The organism is Pseudomonas sp. B21-023 (genome assembly GCF_024749165.1).
GTDB lineage: Bacteria > Pseudomonadota > Gammaproteobacteria > Pseudomonadales > Pseudomonadaceae > Aquipseudomonas.
The window spans coordinates 227,074-246,041 of record NZ_CP087190.1 but is presented as its reverse complement, the minus strand read 5'-3'; the positions used below and the strand labels follow the sequence as shown (position 1 = coordinate 246,041).

At 63.4% G+C, this 18,968-nt stretch carries 15 protein-coding genes; 7 read left to right on the top strand and 8 right to left on the bottom strand.

What is annotated here, in order from left to right; translation table 11 throughout:
* Nucleotide 1: 1 nt before the first annotated feature.
* Both LOY42_RS01155 and LOY42_RS01150 read right to left on the bottom strand, forming a co-directional pair.
* Complete coding sequence (locus tag LOY42_RS01155; RefSeq protein WP_139674378.1) at nucleotides 2-1,363, bottom strand: aspartate aminotransferase family protein; 1,362 nt, start codon at nucleotides 1,361-1,363, stop codon at nucleotides 2-4.
* A gap of 48 nt (nucleotides 1,364-1,411) precedes the next feature.
* Nucleotides 1,412-2,770 (bottom strand): glutamine synthetase family protein, encoded by a 1,359-nt coding sequence (locus tag LOY42_RS01150; RefSeq protein WP_038707014.1) that lies wholly within the window; start codon nucleotides 2,768-2,770, stop codon nucleotides 1,412-1,414.
* 667 nt (nucleotides 2,771-3,437) lie between these two features.
* Here LOY42_RS01150 and LOY42_RS01145 point away from each other — a divergent pair.
* A complete protein-coding gene (locus LOY42_RS01145) occupies nucleotides 3,438-4,814 on the top strand; it encodes a glutamine synthetase family protein (RefSeq protein WP_038707015.1) in 1,377 nt (458 codons plus the stop codon).
* A 117-nt stretch (nucleotides 4,815-4,931) separates the two neighbouring features.
* Here the strand turns inward: LOY42_RS01145 and argA are convergent, their stop codons facing one another.
* Nucleotides 4,932-6,230 carry an amino-acid N-acetyltransferase gene (argA, locus tag LOY42_RS01140; protein WP_102685077.1) on the bottom strand — a complete coding sequence of 433 codons (1,299 nt, stop codon included), beginning with the start codon at nucleotides 6,228-6,230 and terminating at the stop codon, nucleotides 4,932-4,934.
* A gap of 108 nt (nucleotides 6,231-6,338) precedes the next feature.
* The gene (gene argE / locus LOY42_RS01135) at nucleotides 6,339-7,484 is read right to left on the bottom strand and encodes an acetylornithine deacetylase (RefSeq protein WP_139674381.1); all 1,146 of its coding nucleotides are present in this window, start codon (nucleotides 7,482-7,484) and stop codon (nucleotides 6,339-6,341) included.
* A 143-nt stretch (nucleotides 7,485-7,627) separates the two neighbouring features.
* On the opposite strand from argE, the gene LOY42_RS01130 reads away from it, so the two are divergent.
* A complete protein-coding gene (locus LOY42_RS01130) occupies nucleotides 7,628-9,007 on the top strand; it encodes an inorganic triphosphatase (RefSeq protein WP_258599696.1) in 1,380 nt (459 codons plus the stop codon).
* 56 nt (nucleotides 9,008-9,063) lie between these two features.
* Here LOY42_RS01130 and LOY42_RS01125 read toward each other — a convergent pair whose 3' ends face one another.
* Complete coding sequence (locus LOY42_RS01125; RefSeq protein ID WP_023631494.1) at nucleotides 9,064-9,534, bottom strand: Lrp/AsnC family transcriptional regulator; 471 nt, start codon at nucleotides 9,532-9,534, stop codon at nucleotides 9,064-9,066.
* 125 nt (nucleotides 9,535-9,659) lie between these two features.
* Between LOY42_RS01125 and LOY42_RS01120 the strand changes: the two genes are divergently transcribed.
* The 5 genes from LOY42_RS01120 to LOY42_RS01100 all read left to right on the top strand — a co-directional run bounded on the left by LOY42_RS01120 (nucleotide 9,660) and on the right by LOY42_RS01100 (nucleotide 14,296).
* Nucleotides 9,660-9,986 (top strand): hypothetical protein, encoded by a 327-nt coding sequence (locus tag LOY42_RS01120; protein WP_094010951.1) that lies wholly within the window; start codon nucleotides 9,660-9,662, stop codon nucleotides 9,984-9,986.
* 97 nt (nucleotides 9,987-10,083) lie between these two features.
* Nucleotides 10,084-11,742 (top strand): GspE/PulE family protein, encoded by a 1,659-nt coding sequence (locus tag LOY42_RS01115; RefSeq protein WP_258599695.1) that lies wholly within the window; start codon nucleotides 10,084-10,086, stop codon nucleotides 11,740-11,742.
* Nucleotides 11,743-11,834: 92 nt separating this feature from the next.
* Nucleotides 11,835-12,149 (top strand): DUF2388 domain-containing protein, encoded by a 315-nt coding sequence (locus LOY42_RS01110; RefSeq protein ID WP_102685073.1) that lies wholly within the window; start codon nucleotides 11,835-11,837, stop codon nucleotides 12,147-12,149.
* A 331-nt stretch (nucleotides 12,150-12,480) separates the two neighbouring features.
* Complete coding sequence (locus LOY42_RS01105; protein WP_258599694.1) at nucleotides 12,481-13,887, top strand: PAAR domain-containing protein; 1,407 nt, start codon at nucleotides 12,481-12,483, stop codon at nucleotides 13,885-13,887.
* A gap of 7 nt (nucleotides 13,888-13,894) precedes the next feature.
* Complete coding sequence (locus LOY42_RS01100; RefSeq protein WP_258599693.1) at nucleotides 13,895-14,296, top strand: hypothetical protein; 402 nt, start codon at nucleotides 13,895-13,897, stop codon at nucleotides 14,294-14,296.
* 99 nt (nucleotides 14,297-14,395) lie between these two features.
* Here the strand turns inward: LOY42_RS01100 and gcvP are convergent, their stop codons facing one another.
* From gcvP to gcvT, 3 genes are all read right to left on the bottom strand, one after another.
* A complete protein-coding gene (gene gcvP, locus LOY42_RS01095; protein WP_139674392.1) occupies nucleotides 14,396-17,269 on the bottom strand; it encodes an aminomethyl-transferring glycine dehydrogenase in 2,874 nt (957 codons plus the stop codon).
* A 177-nt stretch (nucleotides 17,270-17,446) separates the two neighbouring features.
* Complete coding sequence (gcvH, locus tag LOY42_RS01090; RefSeq protein WP_139674395.1) at nucleotides 17,447-17,830, bottom strand: glycine cleavage system protein GcvH; 384 nt, start codon at nucleotides 17,828-17,830, stop codon at nucleotides 17,447-17,449.
* 48 nt (nucleotides 17,831-17,878) lie between these two features.
* Nucleotides 17,879-18,961 (bottom strand): glycine cleavage system aminomethyltransferase GcvT, encoded by a 1,083-nt coding sequence (gcvT, locus tag LOY42_RS01085; RefSeq protein WP_139674398.1) that lies wholly within the window; start codon nucleotides 18,959-18,961, stop codon nucleotides 17,879-17,881.
* Nucleotides 18,962-18,968: the final 7 nt, after the last annotated feature.

Here is an 18,968-nt window from a genome sequence, read left to right as displayed (position 1 = left end):
GTCATTTAATCGCTTCGTACGTCAAATCCAGGCACTTGCGCGCCTTTTCCACCAGCTCGTCCACCTCTGCGCGGCTGATCACCAGCGGCGGCGCGATGATCATGGTGTCGCCGACGGCGCGCATGATCAGGCCGTTGTCGAAGCAGAAGTTGCGGCAGACCATGCCCACGCCCTTGCCCTCGTAACGGCCACGGGTGGCCTTGTCCTTGACCAACTCGATCGCGCCGAGCAGGCCCAGGCCGCGCACCTCGCCCACCAGTGGGTGGTCCTGCAGCTCACGCAGTCGTTTTTGCAAATACGGTGCCGTTTCGTTGCGGGCACGCTCGACAATCTTCTCGTCGCGCAGGATGCGCAGGTTTTCCAGGCCCACCGCTGCCGCCACAGGGTGGCCGGAGTAGGTGAAGCCGTGGTTGAAGTCACCACCTTCGCTGATCACCTTGGCCACTTTGTCACGCACGATCACACCCCCCATGGGGATGTAACCGGAGGTCAGGCCCTTGGCGATGGTCATCAGGTCGGGTGCAAGGTCGTAGTAGTCGGAGCCGAACCACTCGCCGGTACGGCCGAAACCGCAGATCACTTCGTCGGCGACGAACAGGATGTCGTACTTGGCGAGGATCTCCTTGATCTTCGGCCAGTAGGTCTCCGGCGGAATGATCACCCCGCCCGCACCCTGGATCGGCTCGGCGATGAAGGCGGCGACGTTGTCCTCGCCGACTTCGAGAATCTTCTTCTCCAGCTGCTCGGCCGCCCACACGCCGAATTCGTCCGGGGTCATGTCGCCCCCCTCACCGAACCAGTACGGTTGCGGGATATGCACGATGCCCGGGATCGGCAGGCCGCCCTGCTCGTGCATGCCACTCATGCCACCCAGGCACGCACCCGCAAAGGTGGAGCCGTGGTAGCCGTTGATGCGGCCGATGATGGTCTGCTTGTGCGGCTTGCCCTTCAGCGCCCAGTAGTGGCGAACCATGCGCAGCACGGTGTCGTTGCCCTCGGAACCGGAGCCGGTGAAGAACACATGGGTCATGCCCTTGGGCGCCACGTCGGTGATCGCCTTGGCCAGCTCCAGCGCCGGCGGGTGGGCGGTCTGGAAGAACAGGTTGTAGTACGGCAGTTCGCGCATCTGTTTTTCTGCCGCCTGCACCAGCTCTTCGCGGCCATAGCCGACCGCCACGCACCACAGGCCGGCCATGCCGTCGAGGATCTTGTGCCCCTCGCTGTCCCACAAATGCACACCCTGCGCCTTGGTGATGATGCGCGGCCCCTTTTCCTTCAGCTGTTTGTAGTCGCTGAAAGGTGCAAGGTGGTGCTCGCCGCTCAGGGTTTGCCATTCACGGGTTTGCGGGTTGTTGACGCTCATGTGCTTCTCCATGGTCCGGTGGCCGCGCCCTGGCGGCCTCAGGGTTGATCACACAGCAAACAGCAGGAACTCTCGCTCCCAGGAGCTGATGACGCGCTTGAAGTTCTCGTGCTCGGCACGCTTGGTGGCGACGTAGCCGGTGATGAATTTCTTGCCCAGGTACTGCTCCAGCGCGCGGCTGATTTCCATGCGCTCGAGGGCGTCCTCGATGGTCAGCGGCAGGCGCAGGTTTCGGCGCTCGTAGCCACGACCCTGGACTGGCGCGCTGGCCTCGATGCCTTCGACCATGCCGATATAGCCACACAGCAGGCTGGCGGCGATGGCCAGGTACGGGTTGGCGTCGGCGCCCGGCAGGCGGTTCTCGACCCGGCGGTTCTGCGGCCCGGCATCTGGTACGCGCAAGCCGACGGTGCGGTTCTCTTCGCCCCACTCGACGTTTACCGGCGCGGAGGTGTCCGGCAGGAAGCGGCGGAACGAGTTGACGTTGGGGGCGAACAGCGGCAGGGCCTCGGGGATGAACTTCTGCAGGCCGCCGATGTGATTGAGGAACAGCTCGCTCATGCTGCCGTCGGCGTTGGAGAAGATGTTCTTGCCGGTGACGGCATCGACCACGCTCTGGTGCAGGTGCATGGCGCTGCCCGGCTCGCCGGTCATCGGCTTGGCCATGAAGGTGGCGGCCACGTTGTGCTTGAGCGCCGCCTCGCGCATGGTGCGCTTGAACACCAGGATCTGGTCGGCCAGGTGCAGCGCGTCGCCGTGACGGAAGTTGATTTCCATCTGCGCCGTGCCGTCCTCATGGATCAGCGTGTCGAGGTCCAGCTGCTGCAGCTCACACCAGTCGTAGACGTCCTCGAACAGCGGGTCGAACTCGTTGGCCGCCTCGATGGAGAACGACTGCCGCCCCGTTTCCGGGCGACCGGAACGACCCACCGGCGGCTGCAGCGGAAAGTCGGGATCTTCGCTACGCTTGGTCAGGTAGAACTCCATCTCGGGCGCGACAATCGGCTGCCAGCCCTTGTCGGCGTAGAGTTTCAGGACCTTCTTCAGCACATTGCGCGGCGACAGTTCGACCGGGTTGCCCTTCTTGTCGTAGGTGTCGTGGATCACCTGGGCGGTCGGCTCGATGGCCCATGGCACGAGAAACACCGCGTTCTCGTCGGGGCGGCAGATCATGTCGATGTCGGCCGGGTCGAGCAGTTCGTAATAGATGTCATCGTCGACGTAATCGCCGGTCACGGTCTGCAGCAGCACGCTCTCGGGCAGGCGCATGCCCTTTTCGGCGATGAATTTGTTGGTCGGCGAGATCTTGCCGCGGGTGATGCCGGTCAGGTCACTGATCAGGCACTCCACTTCGGTGATCTTGTGCTCTTTCAACCAATCGGTGAGCTGGTCGAGGTTGTTACTCATAAATACCTCAGGAGGTAATGTGGCGCGGTTGGCGGCAACCGGCGGCCACTGACGCCAGGCGTCGGACAAAGTCGGCGCGCAGCGCGCCGAGGGGCCTGGACAGGCCCGCGCCTTGATTCTGGATGCTGTGCATGGCTAAAGCAAAAACCCTCGCGCAGGACGACAATGGATACACGCCATGGGCGCGCGTCCGGACAGAAAGCGAAGGGCAGAAGGAAAGGAGGTGTTGCGCTAAAGCGTTACGAGGCATGGCTTTTTCAAGCGAACCGTCAATTATTGCGGCCAGCGCGGCGCCCCTTCGAAGCAGGCGTGCAGTGACCGGACGGCAACCGGGAGATGTACCTGAACGCACCGTGCATGCGGCGCTGACAGGTCTCGACAGGCGGACCATGTGACCCTCGTATTATTGTGTTCTGGGTTGATGCCGAGCTTAGCCTCGTTCATTTTTTTACACAACTCCCCCGTAAAAAATAAAACACGCCCCGCTCGGGATAACCCTTCAAGACGAAAATAGCGGATAATGGCACGCCCCGAGATGCAGCAAATCTGCCGTAGATGTGCCATTTAAGGGCATCAGGGTGCTGGCTTGACTTAACCTGGTCTTTCCGATTGACTGGGGTTGCAAGCCCCCCTTGATTGATATTTTTAACAACAAAGGTGTTGCATCATGTCGGTACCCCCGCGTGCCGTTCAGCTTAACGAAGCGAACGCGTTCCTTAAGGAACATCCTGAGGTTCTCTACGTTGACCTTCTGATTGCAGATATGAATGGTGTGGTGCGCGGCAAGCGCATAGAGCGCACCAGCCTCCACAAGGTTTACGAGAAAGGCATCAACCTGCCGGCCTCCCTCTTCGCCCTGGATATCAACGGTTCGACCGTCGAAAGCACAGGCCTGGGCCTGGACATCGGCGATGCCGACCGGATCTGCTACCCAATCCCCGACACTCTCTGCAACGAGCCTTGGCAGAAGCGCCCGACCGCGCAGCTGCTGATGACCATGCACGAGATCGAAGGCGAGCCGTTCTTTGCCGACCCGCGTGAAGTGCTACGCCAGGTGGTGAGCAAGTTCACCGACCTGGGCCTGACCATCTGCGCCGCGTTCGAGCTGGAGTTCTACCTGATCGACCAGGAGAACGTGAACGGCCGCCCGCAGCCGCCACGCTCGCCGATTTCGGGCAAGCGCCCGCAGTCGACCCAGGTGTACCTGATCGACGACCTCGACGAATACGCCGATTGCCTGCAGGACATCCTCGAAGGCGCGAAGGAACAAGGCATCCCGGCCGACGCCATCGTCAAGGAAAGCGCCCCGGCGCAGTTCGAAGTCAACCTGCACCATGTCGCCGACCCGCTCAAGGCCTGTGACTATGCGGTGCTGCTCAAGCGCCTGATCAAGAACATCGCCTACGACCATGAAATGGACACCACCTTCATGGCCAAGCCCTACCCGGGCCAGGCAGGCAACGGCCTGCATGTACACATCTCCGTGCTGGACAAAGATGGCAACAACATCTTCACCAGCGAGGATCCCGAGCAGAACGCCGCGCTACGTCACGCTGTCGGCGGTGTGCTCGAGACCCTGCCCGCCTCGATGGCGTTCCTCTGCCCGAACGTCAACTCGTACCGCCGTTTCGGCGCGCAGTTCTACGTGCCGAACGCACCGAGCTGGGGCCTGGACAACCGTACCGTGGCGCTGCGCGTGCCGACCGGCTCGCCGGATGCCGTGCGCATCGAACATCGCGTGGCCGGCGCCGACGCCAACCCGTACCTGATGATGGCTGCGGTACTGGCCGGCGTGCACCACGGCCTGACCAACAAGGTCGAACCGGGCGAGCCGATCGAAGGCAACTCGTACGAGCAGCTGGAACAGAGCCTGCCGAACAACCTGCGCGATGCACTGCGCGAGCTGGACGACAGCGAGATCCTCAACAAGTACATCGATCCGAAGTACATCGACATCTTCGTCGCGTGCAAGGAAAGCGAGCTGGAGGAGTTCGAGCACTCGATCTCCGACCTCGAGTACAACTGGTATCTGCACACCGTGTAAACGAAAACGCCGCCCTCAGGGGCGGCGTTTTTCTTTGCCATCGCATCGCGGGTCAAGCCCGCTCCCACGTGTGCCAGCCCGGGTACACCGTGGGAGCGGGCTTGACCCGCGATGGCATCAGAGCGGCTTCTCGAATATCTTCGAATTACGCTGGTAGTTGTACAGCGATGCCCGCGCCGCCGGCAGCCGTTCCACGCCACTGGGCGAGAAGCCGCGCTCACGGAACCAGTGTGCGGTCCGGGTCGTCAGCACGAACAAGGTGTTGAGCCCCAGCGTGCGCGCCCGCTCCTCGATACGCTCGAGCAGCTCATCGCCACGCCCGCCATGCCGGTACTCCGGGTTCACTGCAAGGCACGCCAGCTCCCCCGCCTCGGAATCGGCGATCGGATAGAGCGCCGCGCAGGCGATGATCATGCCCTCGCGCTCGACCACGCTGAACTGCTCGATCTCCCGCTCCAGCACCTCCCGCGAACGGCGCACCAGGATGCCCTGTTCTTCCAACGGGCTGATCAGTTCCAGCAGGCCGCCGACATCCTCGATGGTCGCCTCGCGCACCACTTCGAACTGCTCCTGGGACACCAGCGTGCCACCGCCCCCGCGGGTGAACAGCTCGGTCAGCAGCGCACCGTCCTCGGCGTAACTGACGATGTGACTGCGCGCCACACCGCCCTTGCAGGCTTCGGCAGCGGCATCCAGCAGCTCGGCCTGGTAGTCGCTGCCCAGTCGCTGCAGGTGCGGCGCGATCTGTTGTGGGCGCAGCTCGCGTACCAATTGCCCACGCTCATCCAGCAGGCCCGGCTCGGCCCCGAACAGCAGCAGCTTGTCGGCCCCCAGCTCGATGGCGGCGCGGGTGGCCACATCTTCGCAGGCCAGATTGAAGATCTCGCCGGTCGGCGAGTAGCCCAGCGGCGACAGCAACACGATGGAACGCTCATCGAGCAGGCGATTGATGCCCTTGCGATCGACCCGGCGCACTTCACCGGTATGGTGATAGTCGACCCCTTCAAGCACGCCGATCGGCCGTGCGGTGACCAGGTTGCCGGAGGCCACGCGCAGGCGCGAGCCCTGCATCGGCGAGGCCGCCATGTCCATCGACAGGCGTGCTTCGATGGCCAGGCGCAGGGCACCGACGGCGTCGATCACGCAGTCCAGTGTCGCCGCGTCGGTGATGCGCATGCCATGGTGGTAGTGCGGGGTCAGGCCACGGCTGGCCAGGCGGCTTTCGATCTGCGGACGTGAACCGTGTACCAGCACCAGGCGCACGCCCAGGCTGTGCAGCAGCACAAGGTCGTGGACAATGTTGCCGAAGTTCGGGTGCTCGACGCCATCACCGGGGAGCATGACCACGAAGGTGCAGTCGCGGTGGGCGTTGATGTAGGGAGAAGCATGGCGCAACCAGTTGACGTAATCGGGCATGACAAGGCCTGTGGATAAGTGAACGGAGAACGAAAAGGCGCACAACGTTCGAAAGTCATCGTCGGAACAGGCTTGCGGTCACGCGCGGTCTCCTCTGCTCAGGAAGGATCAATGGTTCAGGCAATAGTGCCGGATCAGATCACGCAATAGACGCACGGTAGGCTCGATGCGTGACATTTCAAGGTATTCCCCTGGCTGGTGGGCACAAGCGATGTCACCGGGGCCCAGCACGATGGTCTGGCAACCGAGCTGCTGAAGATAAGGCGCTTCGGTGCCAAAGGCCACCGCTTCGGCGCGATGGCCGGTCAGACGCTCGGCCAGGCGCACCAGCTCGCTGTCGGCGGCCTGTTCGAAAGGTGGCACCTCGGGGAACAGTGGCGCGTAATCGATGCGCACTTCATGGCGTTCGGCCAACGGTGCCAGCTTGCCGCGGATCGCTGCGCGCAGCTGCTCAACATCCATGCCCGGCAATGGCCGCAGGTCGAACTCCAGGGCGCACTGGCCACAGATGCGGTTGGGATTGTCGCCGCCATGGATACAGCCAAAGTTCAGGGTCGGCGCAGGCACCGTGAACTGTGGGTTGCGGTACTGCTCCTGCCAGCTGCGGCGCAGCGTCATCAGCTCGCCCATCACCGCATGCATGGCTTCCAGGGCGCTGCGACCCAGGGTCGGATCCGACGAATGGCCACTGCGCCCCAGAATGTCGATGCGGTCCATGAGGATGCCCTTGTGCATGCGGATCGGCTTGAGCCCGGTGGGCTCGCCGATCACCGCCGCCCGCCCGAGGGGCTGGCCGGCCTCGGCCAAGGCCCGGGCGCCGGACATGGAGCTTTCTTCGTCGCAGGTGGCGAGGATCAGCAGCGGCTGTTTGAAATCGTGCTCGAGCAGCGGGATCACCGCCTCGATGACCAGGGCGAAGAAGCCCTTCATGTCGCAGCTGCCCAGGCCTACCCAGCGGCCATCGACCTCAGTGAGCTTGAGCGGGTCGCTGCTCCACAGTTGCGGGTCGAAGGGCACCGTGTCGCTGTGCCCGGCCAGCACCAGGCCGCCCGGGCCGGTGCCGCGGCTTGCCAGCAAGTTGAACTTGCCAGGGCTGACCTGTTGGATCTCGCACGTGAAACCCAGGTCACCCAACCAGCCGGCCAGCAGGTCGATGACGGCTCGGTTGGACTGGTCCAGCGCAGCCTGGGTGCAACTGACCGAAGGTGCGGCAATCAGGGCGGCAAACTGGTCTTTCAGCGATGGCAACGGCATGCGCGGACTCCTCGGAAGCGTGAGAGGCATCATAACAACGCGGTCGCCTGGCAGGACAACCCCATACGCCCCTTCGCGGACCGGCAGGCACCACCCGACTCCTGTAGACTGCACACCACGATGCCCCTCCTTCCGAGCCCGCGATGCACAAAGAAACCGAACTCAAACTCCGCGCCAGTCGCGAGACCCTTGCCGCCCTGCGCGAGCACCCGCTGCTGAAAAAGCGCAACAAGTCCGGCTGGCAGACCCGCGAACTGCTCAACCAGTACTTCGACACTCCGGAGCGCGACCTGTCCGCCGCCCGTGTCGCCCTGCGCCTGCGCCGCGATGGCGAGGTCATCATCCAGACCCTCAAGTGCCGCGGCCAGAGCGTGGCCGGCCTGTCCGAGCGCAACGAGTTCGAGTGGCACATGGACAAGGTCAAGCTCGATCTGAAGAAGCTCGATGGCACCTGCTGGCCCGAGCAACTGGCCGGGCTGGACAAGAAGACCATCAAGCCGCTGTTCACCACCGATTTCACCCGCGAGTACGCTGAAATCGCCTGGGGCCGCGGCAAGGCCAAGGTGGTGATCGAAGCGGCCATCGACCAGGGCTTCGTGATCGCCGGCAAGCGCAAGGAAGAGATCTGCGAGCTGGAACTGGAGCTGCGTGAAGGTGCCCCGGAGGCGCTGTTGGAACTGGCCGCCGAGCTGTCCGCCAGCCTCGCCCTGATGCCATGCGACATCAGCAAGGCCGAGCGGGGCTACCGCCTGCTCGATCCGGACAGCTACGAGCTGGGCCTGCCCGCGACCGAGCTGCACGCCGAGATGCCGCTGGACGACGCCTACGCCGCCCTGGCCTGGCAACTACTGGGCAGCAGCCAGCGCCTGGCCGAGCAGTATCGCCACAATGGCCACTGGCGCCTGCTGCAGGACTGGGTCCGCTGCCTGGCCGAACTGCGCGCCATCACCGCCAGCCTCGGCCAGGCGGCACCGCGCCCGACCACCCGAGCCTTGCGCGCCAACCTCGATGCGCTGCTGGAAGACTGGCGCCCGCTGGTACTGGCCGGCAACGATGACGAAGACATCCGCCGCGCCGCGCCCGAGCAGTTCGCTGAAGAGCTGGAAGACCCGCGCTGGGGCCAGTTCTCCCTGGAGACCGCACGCTGGCTGACCGCCCGCACCTGGACCGTCGAGCGCAAGGGCCGTGGCGAGCGCCAGGGCAAGGCGCAGCTGGCCAGCTGGCTGCAGCACTTGCTGGGCGAGGAAGCCCGCGCCCTGAAGCTGCCGCTGTATGTACAGCGTCCGGAGGACCTGGCCGAGCAGCTGCCGCGCATCGAGACCGTGCAAACTTGGCTGCACCACGCCCGCCAGGTACTCGACCTGCCACAGCTGGACCGTCTGTACGGCGAGCTGAACAAGCTTCACGAGCTGGCCGAACTGCCGCTGCTGGAGGAAGACAAGGGCGAACTGCTGGAGGCCCGCATCGAACAGGCTCGCGCCATCGAGCAGAACCGCGCCTGGAAGCACCTGCTCAAGGCCTGAGTCCGCACCGCCCGCTCCTGCACTCGTGGGAGCGGGCTTGCCCCGCGATTGGCGCTTCAGGGCCTCAGCGGCAGGCTCGTGGTCGACTTGATCTCCGACAACGCCACGATCGAGTTAACTTCCTGAATACCCGGCACGTTCGACAGCTTTTCGAAGAAGAACCGCTCGTAAGCCTCGATATCCGAGGTGACGATACGCAGCAGGAAGTCCACCGCCCCCATCAGCACATAACATTCCAGCACTTCGGGAAAACCGCGGATCGCCTCGGTGAACTCGGCGAAGTTAGAACGGCCATGGGCGTTGAGCTTCACTTCGGCGAAGATCTGCGTGTTCAGCCCTACCTTCTTGCGGTCCAGCAGCGTCACCTGGCCGCGAATCACGCCCTCCTCTCTCAGGCGCTGAATGCGCCGCCAGCAAGGTGACTGCGACAGGCCCACACGCTCGGCGATCTGCGCGCTGGACAGCGAGGCGTCGTCTTGCAGCAGTTCAAGGATGCGCCGGTCATAAGCGTCCAATTCGCCAAGCATTATTAATTCTCCAATTTGCATTTTTGCGAATTAAAAAATTCGCGTTAGCGCGATATTGGCGAATCATAGCGAAAAAATGCCCCGTGTGACGTGCAAGAATTTCTCCACTTTCGCGGAGACCCAGCATGAACGCACTCGAACGGCCCCTCAACTTGCCCCGCCTCGACGCCTGGGCCGCCAACACTGTCCACTGCACGGTGCACTACCGCCTGCAGGCCGACGCCGAACCGGACAGCCTGTGCCGCGTGCTCAACCTGTTCGCCTTGCAATTCCTCACCCCGCACAGCGTCAACGTGAGCCAGTGCGACGATCTGCTGGACGTGGCGATCGGCGTCGGCGGCCTGAGCTGGCACCGGGCCGAAGTGATCGCGCAGAAACTGCGCAACCTGGTCTGCGTCAGCGAAGTGTGCCTGGCGAACCTGCCACAGCTTGCGGAGGTAGCCCGCCGTTGAAACCGCCAGGCAATGTCCGGAAACCCTTTGCACCGACGCCTTGCGTCCCGCAAGGCTAGCCTTGCCCAGGCCTCTGAAGCTCGGCAAGGACGCTTCCATGCTCGCCAACGACCACCATGATCTTGACCTCAATCGCCTGCTGGATGCCTTGCTGGCTGAGCAGCGGATCGCCCCCGAAGCCGCTCTCGCGGCACTCGAGCGCGGCAAGACCCACCCTGCTGAACATCCCTTGGAACTGATCGCCGCCATCGGCCACCCGCTGGGGCTGGACGCCCTGTGCCGCTGGCTGGCAGACCGGGTAGGCCAGCCTTTTCTGGTAATCGACCCCTTGCAGGTCGACCTGGTGCGCGTGGCCGGGCTGATGTCCGCAGCCTTCGCCCAGCGCCATGGCATCCTCGCCGTGGCCGTGGATGAATACAGTGTCACGGTGGCCAGCGCGCAGCCTTATCAACACGAATGGGAGGCAGACCTGAGCCGTAGCCTGGGCAAGGCAGTGCGTCGGGTGCTGGCCAGTCCGCGACAGCTCCGCCAGCTGCGCCCGACCTTCCTGGGCCTGGCCCACTCCGTGCGCGGCGCGGGCCTTGGCCAGTTGCCCCGTCTCGGCGAGCTGGAGCAACTGCTCGAACTGGGTGCCAGGCAAGCCCAGGCCAGCGCGGACGATGCCCATATCGTGCACATCGTCGACTGGATGCTGCAGTACGCCATCGAGCAGCGCGCCAGCGATATCCACCTGGAGCCCCGCCGTGAACAAGGCCATCTGCGCCTGCGCATCGATGGCCTGCTGCACGCGGTGTATGCCTTCCCGGCCAGCGTCACACTGGCCATGGTCAGCCGGCTGAAGCACCTGGGCCGCATGAACGTCGCCGAAAAACGCCGGCCACAGGACGGCCGCCTGAAAACCCGCCTGCCCAGCGGCGCCGAGGTGGAACTGCGCCTGTCCACCCTGCCCACCCCGTTCGGCGAGAAGCTGGTACTGCGCCTGTCCGACCCTCAGCAACTGCACGACAGCCTAGAAACCCTGGGCCTGGAGGGCGTGTTGCTGGAGCAGTGGCTGGCCCTGCTGCAACAGCGCCAGGGCATCCTGCTGGTGACGGGGCCGACCGGCTCGGGCAAGACCAGCACCCTCTATGCCAGCCTCCGGCACCTGGCTACCCCCCAGGTCAACCTGTGCAGCATCGAAGACCCAATCGAGCGTCTTGAACCGATGATCAACCAGTTACAGGTCCAGCCCAGCCTGGAGCTGGACTTCGCCAGCGGTGTCCGTGCCCTGCTGCGCCAGGACCCGGACATCATCATGATCGGCGAAATCCGCGACCGAGAAACCGCTCAGGTGGCCGTGCAGGCGGCCCTCACCGGGCATCTGGTGTTGTCGACCCTGCATACCCAGGACGCCTGCGGCGCGATCACCCGCTTGTTGGAGCTTGGCGTCGCCGACTACCTGATCCGGGCGACTCTGATCGGGGTCATGGCCCAGCGCCTGGTGCGCACGCTATGTCGCGCTTGTGTGGACCTGCGCCCGCAGGATCGCCAGGCCTGCCCGCAATGCAGGGGTACGGGTTTCCATGGGCGTACCGGGCTGTTCGAACTGCTCCAGGTCAGCACCGCATTGCGCGAACGGATCACCCCCACCAGCGACCTCGCCGCCCTGCGGCAACAGGCCGAGATAGACGGGCTGCGTGACCTTAGACGGCACGGTGGCGACCGGGTCGCCCAGGGCAGGACCTGTACCGAAGAGGTCCTGCGGGTCTGTGGATAACCAAGAAATCCCCTTTGTGGCCGGGAACTTGGGGCAGTGAGAAACGCTCAAATCGGCATCTCAACCGCCCTCATACACCGAGGTGATTCATCATGCGTTTCAAAACAGCCATCGCAGCCACCGTCCTGTTCTCGCTGCCCCTTGGCTCCGCCATGGCCGACACGTTCTGGCGCAATATCATCTCCTCCGGCGCGACTACCGCCTCGACCTACCTGACCTTCAAGGACCACAAGCTGATCGTCGCCGCCCAGGACGACGCCGGCAGCTTCGTTGCCAGTGATGGCGCCATTCGCGGGCCGTTCCTGGAAGCCGCAATCCGCCAGGTGCGTGCGGACAACCCGGGCGTGCAGGCCAGTGACATGGAGCTGGCCAACGCGATCCTGGCCAAGAACGCCGTGGCCGAATAATCGAGGCCTGGGAGCGGATTTATCGAGGCGCCGAACCGCTGCGAATGCGGTGGTTAATTCACCGACGCCTTCGCGGCGGTTCGGCGCCCCGATAAGCCCGCTCCCACAAAGATCAGCAGCTCAGCTATACGCATCTGCGGGCACACCCGAACAGAACAGGTTCAGGTCCCCATACACAACCCCAATGCCTCTTCCAGCCGCCCCATTTCCAAACGGTAGCGCCATACAAATCGTCAAATGCCGTAGGACCTTTCTCTAACTCTCCTGAGCAACAAAAAGACAGTTTCCAGGCTGCTAGCGTCCGGGCTTCCACTCACAAGGAAGCAGCAGCATGAGCCAGCGCATGAACATCCTCGGAAAAGGCCAAGGCCTGGACGGCGATCTCACCAGTACGGGTGCCACCTGTATCGCTGCCCAGGCACGCGGTGCTACCCATGGCCGCCGCTGGCTGCTCGAAGGCGACCGTACCACGCCATGTCCGCAGTGCGGCAAGGAAGGCACGATCATCGCTGGCGAGTCACGCTGGCGTCAGGACGGTATCCCTACCGCTGTAGATGGCACACCCGTGCAATGCGGGTGCCCAGCCGGTAGCAATTACGTCATGGCTCCGATGAGCCAGCAAGTCGCGGCACTGGCGAGTCCGGCACACCTGCCCACCGCCGATAGCTTGCGAAGCAACGCTCCACTCCAGCGCCAGGCCTTGGCTCGCGCCACATCGTCCATGGCTTCGGCCGCCCCCGGTGGACTTGAACCTGGGTTTCACATAGTGCAACGCAGCACCTCATTCCCTCAGTTACTCATGCAACTGTTCGAGGTGCGCGGCTCGCTGCCAGTCGCCCGCTTGCAACGGCTGAATCCCACCTTCGCTCATGGCTTCAAGGCCGGTGAGATTTTCGTCATCGGCGCCCCGGACATTACACATGCCTGTACGCGCGAAGAGGCTGAGTTGATGGCCGCAGCGCAGAGGGCACGGGAGGCACTGACGGAAATGAACGCCCAGGAGGCGGATTTCATGATGCGTCACCAGAGCGAAATTGCAGGCCTGCTCGCAGATGCGAGCTTATCGATGGGCGTTGTCCAGACGATGATGGCCAGATCACTTGAGGAATTGCAGGGCACACTGCGCGGCATAGAGCACTTGCATCAGCAACAATTCACGAAGCACGGCCACCTGAAAAGCCCAGAGTTCTTCAGTGCGCGCAAGGAGCTCTTCCAGAAACTGGATGTACAGTTGAAAATCACCTTTCTCAACAAGCACATGGACCTTGGCAGTCATGACTCCTTGCGCAGAGACCTTGGCATATCAAGCAGAAGCCTGGTCCATCATTGGAGCAAGGCCGGCGGACCGGGACAAATTCCGGGTTACTCGACCCATCTGGACAAATTGGCAAAAATGTCCAACTACCTGAAGTATGGAGGGAGCGTAGGGATTATCCTTGGTGGCTCTTCATCGCTTTTGAAAATTCAAGAGGCATGCCGAGCCGGCGAAACGGCAGCCTGTAAAAAAATTCGTTTCGCTGAGTCTGGTAATTTTGCAGGGGGCCTTGCCGGCGGTACGGCTAGCGGTCTTTTCGCAAGACATGTGCTAGGGGCTGCGTGCCTTAGCCTTGGCCCGGTCAGTGCGACCGTTTGCGTCATAGCCGTAACTGGCGCAACAACTTTAGCAGGGAGTATGGCCGGAATGGCGGCGGGAGAACGCTCCGGCGAGGTCCTTTTTGAATCCCTGTACTCGGAGTGACTACAACATGAGCCTACTTGTTGAATTGGCGTCATCCTCGAAATCCTGGAAACTTTTCATTGCCCTTACCCCGTGGGTGATCATGCTAACGGGGCTTTTCATCATTGCTCGCCTGGCATGGACCAAAAATCTGAACATCATGCTCTCAGCCTTGAAAAGCAGTGATTGGCTAAGACTTCAAAGCGTTATATGGTGTGCGTTTGGACTTTGGGGGAAATTAATGATAACAGGCCAGATCGCAACCTTAATGCATTGGCCGATAAAACAACTGCATATCCGCCGCGGGAAAATAAAAGAAGAAGAAATAGAAAACTTCCCAAAACTCCTGAAATATCAGCTTATCATCGGCGCATTCCTTGTGGATATCGGCGCACTGCTATGCGCCATAACTTATCATGCCTATTCATAAATACGACAAATCACCTAGCGACGGCCATCAGCAAGCTGCCCAGGTGAGCAGATCGCCCTCCCGGGGGGCTCGCTGCCGATTTGAAAGGCACAGTTCCTTCTAGCGATACGCCTCCACCGGCACGCACGCGCAGAACAGATTCCTGTCCCCATACACGTTGTCGACCCGGTTCACCGCCGGCCAGTACTTGTGCTGGCGGGCGTGAGCGCTGGGGGCGATGCCCTGCTCGATGCTGTAGGGCCGGCTCCACGGCGCCAGTACATCGGCCAGGGTATGCGGGGCATGCTTGAGCGGGTTGTCCTCCGCAGGCCAGTTGCCGTCCTGCACCTGCGCGATCTCGGCGCGGATCGCCAGCATCGCTTCGACGAAACGGTCCAGCTCGGCCTTCGACTCACTCTCGGTGGGCTCGACCATCAACGTGCCCGGTACCGGGAACGACATGGTCGGGGCATGGAAGCCATAGTCCATCAGGCGCTTGGCCACGTCCTCCTCGGTAATGCCGGTCAGCGCCTTGAGCGGGCGCAGGTCGAAGATGCATTCATGGGCCACGCGCTGGTTGCGCCCTCGGTACAGCACCGGGAAGGCATCGCGCAGCTGGCTGGCCAGGTAATTGGCGGACAGGATCGCCACCTCGCTGGCATCGGCCAGCTGCGGACCCATCATGGCGATGTACATCCAGCTGATCGGCAGGATGCTGGCGCTGCCCCAAGGCGCCGCGCTCACCGCGCTGTTGTTCGGGTCCAGCCCCGGCACCGGCACCACCGGGTGGCTGGCCACGAACGGCTTGAGATGTGCACGGATGCCAATGGGCCCCATGCCCGGGCCACCGCCGCCATGGGGGATGCAGAAGGTCTTGTGCAGGTTCATGTGCGAGACATCGGCACCGATGTCCGCCGGCCGCGTCAGCCCTACCTGGGCATTGAGATTGGCGCCGTCCATGTAAACCTGCCCGCCAAGCTGGTGCACCACCTCGCAGATCTCGCGGATGCCCTCTTCATACACCCCATGGGTGGACGGGTAGGTCACCATCAGGCACGACAGCCGCTCGCCGGCCTGGCGCGCCTTGGCCTTGAGGTCGTCGAGGTCGACGTTGCCATCCCCGTCGCACTCGACGATCACCACCTCCATGCCGGCCATCTGCGCCGACGCCGGGTTGGTGCCATGGGCCGAGGACGGGATCAGGCAGATCGTGCGCCCGGCTTGGTGGCGGCTGCGGTGGTAACGAGTGATCGCCATCAGCCCGGCGTACTCGCCCTGGGCGCCCGAGTTGGGCTGCATGCAGATGGCATCGAAGCCGGTGATGGCGCACAGCCAGGCTTCGAGCTCGTCGATCATCGCCTTGTAGCCTTGCACCTGCGCTGCCGGGGCGAACGGATGCGGTTGGGCGAACTCAGGCCAGGTGATGGGGATCATCTCGCTGGTGGCGTTGAGCTTCATGGTGCACGAGCCCAGCGGGATCATCGACTGGTTGAGTGCCAGGTCCTTGTTCTCCAGTTGCTTGAGGTAGCGCAGCATCTCGGTCTCGCTGTGGTGCAGGTTGAACACCGGGTGCTGCAGGATCGGCGTGCGCCTCACCAGCGCGCCAGGGATACCTTCGGGCAGGGCCTGCTGGTCGAGGGCGGCAATGTCCAGGCCGTGGTCGACGCCGAGGAAAATGTCGAACAGCTTGAGCACCGTGGCCTCGTCGCAGGTTTCGTCCAGGCTCACCCCCAGATGGCCACGGCCAAGGATGCGCAGGTTGATGCGGGCGTCCTCGGCGCTTTCGATAATCGCCGCCTGGGTGCCGCCGACGTCCAGCGTCAGGGTGTCGAAGAAATGCTGGTTGAGGCGCTTGATGCCCTTGGCCTCGAGCCCGGCGGCCAGGACGAAGGTCAGCCGGTGCACGCGCTGGGCGATGCGCTGCAAGCCCTCAGGCCCGTGATAGACAGCATAGAAGCCGGCGATGTTGGCCAGTAGCACCTGGGCCGTGCAGATGTTGGAGTTGGCTTTCTCGCGACGTATATGTTGCTCGCGTGTCTGCAGGGCCATGCGCAGCGCAGTGTTGCCACGGGCATCACGTGATACGCCGATGATGCGCCCGGGCATCGCCCGCTTGTAGTCGTCGCGGCAGGCGAAATAGGCCGCGTGCGGCCCGCCATACCCCATGGGCACGCCAAAGCGCTGGGTCGAGCCGAGCACCACGTCGGCCCCCAGTTCGCCGGGCGGTGTCAGCACCACCAGGCTGAGGATGTCGGCGGCGACGCAGGCCAGGGCCTGCTGACCGTGCAACTGGTCGATCAGCGGGCGCAGGTCGCGGACCTCGCCGTGGGTGTCCGGATACTGCAGCAACGCCCCGAACACCTTGTGCTTGCCCAGGTTGTCCACGGTGTCGACGATCAGCTCGAAGCCAAAGCCTTCGGCACGGGTCTTGAGCACCGACAGGGTCTGCGGATGGCAGTGTTCGTCGGCGAAGAAGGCGTTGCTCTTGCTGCGCGCCACGCGCTTGGCCAGGGCCATGGCTTCGGCGGCGGCGGTGGCCTCGTCAAGCAGCGAGGCATTGGCCAGGGGCAGGCCGGCAAGGTCGATGACCATTTGCTGGAAATTCAGCAGCGCCTCCAGCCGGCCTTGGGCGATCTCTGGTTGGTAGGGTGTGTAGGCGGTGTACCAGCCAGGGTTCTCCAGCACGTTGCGCAGGATGACGGTGGGCGTGATGGTGGCGTGGTAGCCCATGCCGATCAGGCTGGTCCATAGCTGGTTCTGCGCAGCGTAGCCTGCGAGTTTGGCCAGTGCGGCCTGCTCATCGAGGGCCGGCGGCAGGTCGAGTGGGCGATTGAAGCGGATGCCCGGCGGCACCGTCTGCTCGATCAGTTCACTGCGGCTGGCGACGCCGAGGGCGTCGAGCATGGCCTGCTGCTCCTGGGCATCGGGCCCCAGGTGGCGACGCAGGAAAGGGTTTGGCTCTTGCAGTTGGCTCAGCGATGGTGACTGGGACATGGCGACGATCTCTTCCTGGACCAGCTCTCATGGAGACTTACAAGTCTAGGAAGGATTGCCGAATATGCGGGGATTATTGCGTTTGCCGTGCAGCCCTCATCGGGGGCAAGCCCGCTCCCACGCCTGGAACACATCGCCATGGCGCACGTCGTGGGAGCGGGCTTGCCCCGCGATCATTTACTCGCCGATGGCAGCCTTGTAACCAGCAGCATCCAGCAGCTTGTCCAATTCAGCCGGGTTGCTCGGCTTCAGCTTGAAGATCCACGACTCGTAAGGTTCTTCGTTGAGCAGCTCCGGGTTGTCAGCCAGCTCTTCGTTGACCGCGATGACTTCACCACCCACCGGCGCATAGATATCCGAGGCGGCCTTGACCGACTCGACCACACCAGCAGCGTCGCCGGCTTCGAACACCTTGCCGACTTCGGCCAGTTCGACGAACACCACGTCACCCAGTGCTTGCTGGGCATGGTCACTGATACCCACGGTCACCGTGCCATCGGCTTCCAGGCGAGCCCACTCGTGGCTTTCGGCAAAACGCAGGTCGGCGGGGATTTGGCTCATTGTCTTGTATTCCTCGTAATGGGTCAGCGGACGGCCCGCCGTTAATGTTCAGATCAGGATCTTGCCATGGCGCACGAAGGTCGGCTTTACCACTCGCACCGGGTACCACTTGCCGCGGATTTCCACCTCGGCCCGGTCACCGGTGGCCATGGGCACACGGGCCAAGGCAATGGATTTGCTCAGCGTAGGCGAGAAACTACCACTGGTGATCTCCCCTTCGCCAATCCCGGACACACGGACCACCTGATGCGCGCGCAATACGCCACGCTCCTCGAGCACCAGGCCGACCAGTTTCTCCTTCACGCCCTGTTCGATTTCCGCGAGCAGGCCGCTGCGGCCGACGAATTCGCGCCCGGCCGGCTCCCAGGCGACACTCCAGCCCAGGTTGGAGGTCAGCGGAGTATGGGCCTCGTCGATGTCCTGGCCATACAGGTTCATGCCGGCTTCCAGGCGCAGCGTATCGCGTGCGCCCAGGCCACTCGGGGCGATACCGGCGCCGACCAGGTCGTTGTAGAACGCCGGGGCCTGTTCGCCCGGAAGAATGATTTCCAGCCCGTCTTCCCCGGTATAGCCGGTGCGGGCAATGAACCAGTCACCGTCGGCGAGGCCTTCGAAGGGGCGCAGCTCGCGGATCAGCGCGGCCCGCGAGGCGCTGAGCAGGGCAGCGACCTTTTCTCGGGCGTGAGGCCCCTGGATGGCGAGAATGGCCAGTTCAGGCCGCGCCTTGAAATTCACCTTGAAGCCTTCGCTGCGGGTCTGCAGCCAGGCCAGCACCTTGTCGCGGGTGGCGGCATTGGCCACCAGGCGATAACCGTCTTCGGTGCGGTAGGCGATGAGATCGTCAATGACCCCGCCCTCGGCATTGAGCAGCGGGCTGTAGAGGGCCTTGCCGGGGCTTTCCAGGCGCGTCACGTCGTTGGCCAGCAGGTGCTGCAGCCAGGGCGTGGCGGCGCAGCCATCGATATCGATGACCGTCATGTGGGAAACATCGAACACCCCGCAATCACTGCGCACCTGGTGGTGCTCCTCGACTTGCGAGCCGTAGTGCAGGGGCATGTCCCATCCGCCGAAATCGACCGTCTTGGCGCCGAGCGCCAGGTGCAGGTCATACAGAGGCGTACGCTGTCCCATGGGTTTC

Bases quoted from the DNA above. Each gene is read 5' to 3' on its own strand.
- LOY42_RS01100 (WP_258599693.1), top strand. From the start codon at position 13,895: ATGAGCCTACTTGTTGAATTGGCGTCATCCTCGAAATCCTGGAAACTT.
- argE (WP_139674381.1), bottom strand. From the start codon at position 7,484: ATGCCGTTGCCATCGCTGAAAGACCAGTTTGCCGCCCTGATTGCCGCA.
- gcvT (WP_139674398.1), bottom strand. From the start codon at position 18,961: ATGGGACAGCGTACGCCTCTGTATGACCTGCACCTGGCGCTCGGCGCC.
- argA (WP_102685077.1), bottom strand. From the start codon at position 6,230: ATGCCCGATTACGTCAACTGGTTGCGCCATGCTTCTCCCTACATCAAC.
- LOY42_RS01120 (WP_094010951.1), top strand. From the start codon at position 9,660: ATGAACGCACTCGAACGGCCCCTCAACTTGCCCCGCCTCGACGCCTGG.
- LOY42_RS01115 (WP_258599695.1), top strand. From the start codon at position 10,084: ATGCTCGCCAACGACCACCATGATCTTGACCTCAATCGCCTGCTGGAT.
- LOY42_RS01125 (WP_023631494.1), bottom strand. From the start codon at position 9,534: ATGCTTGGCGAATTGGACGCTTATGACCGGCGCATCCTTGAACTGCTG.
- gcvH (WP_139674395.1), bottom strand. From the start codon at position 17,830: ATGAGCCAAATCCCCGCCGACCTGCGTTTTGCCGAAAGCCACGAGTGG.
- LOY42_RS01105 (WP_258599694.1), top strand. From the start codon at position 12,481: ATGAGCCAGCGCATGAACATCCTCGGAAAAGGCCAAGGCCTGGACGGC.
- gcvP (WP_139674392.1), bottom strand. From the start codon at position 17,269: ATGTCCCAGTCACCATCGCTGAGCCAACTGCAAGAGCCAAACCCTTTC.
- LOY42_RS01150 (WP_038707014.1), bottom strand. From the start codon at position 2,770: ATGAGTAACAACCTCGACCAGCTCACCGATTGGTTGAAAGAGCACAAG.
- LOY42_RS01130 (WP_258599696.1), top strand. From the start codon at position 7,628: ATGCACAAAGAAACCGAACTCAAACTCCGCGCCAGTCGCGAGACCCTT.
- LOY42_RS01145 (WP_038707015.1), top strand. From the start codon at position 3,438: ATGTCGGTACCCCCGCGTGCCGTTCAGCTTAACGAAGCGAACGCGTTC.
- LOY42_RS01155 (WP_139674378.1), bottom strand. From the start codon at position 1,363: ATGAGCGTCAACAACCCGCAAACCCGTGAATGGCAAACCCTGAGCGGC.
- LOY42_RS01110 (WP_102685073.1), top strand. From the start codon at position 11,835: ATGCGTTTCAAAACAGCCATCGCAGCCACCGTCCTGTTCTCGCTGCCC.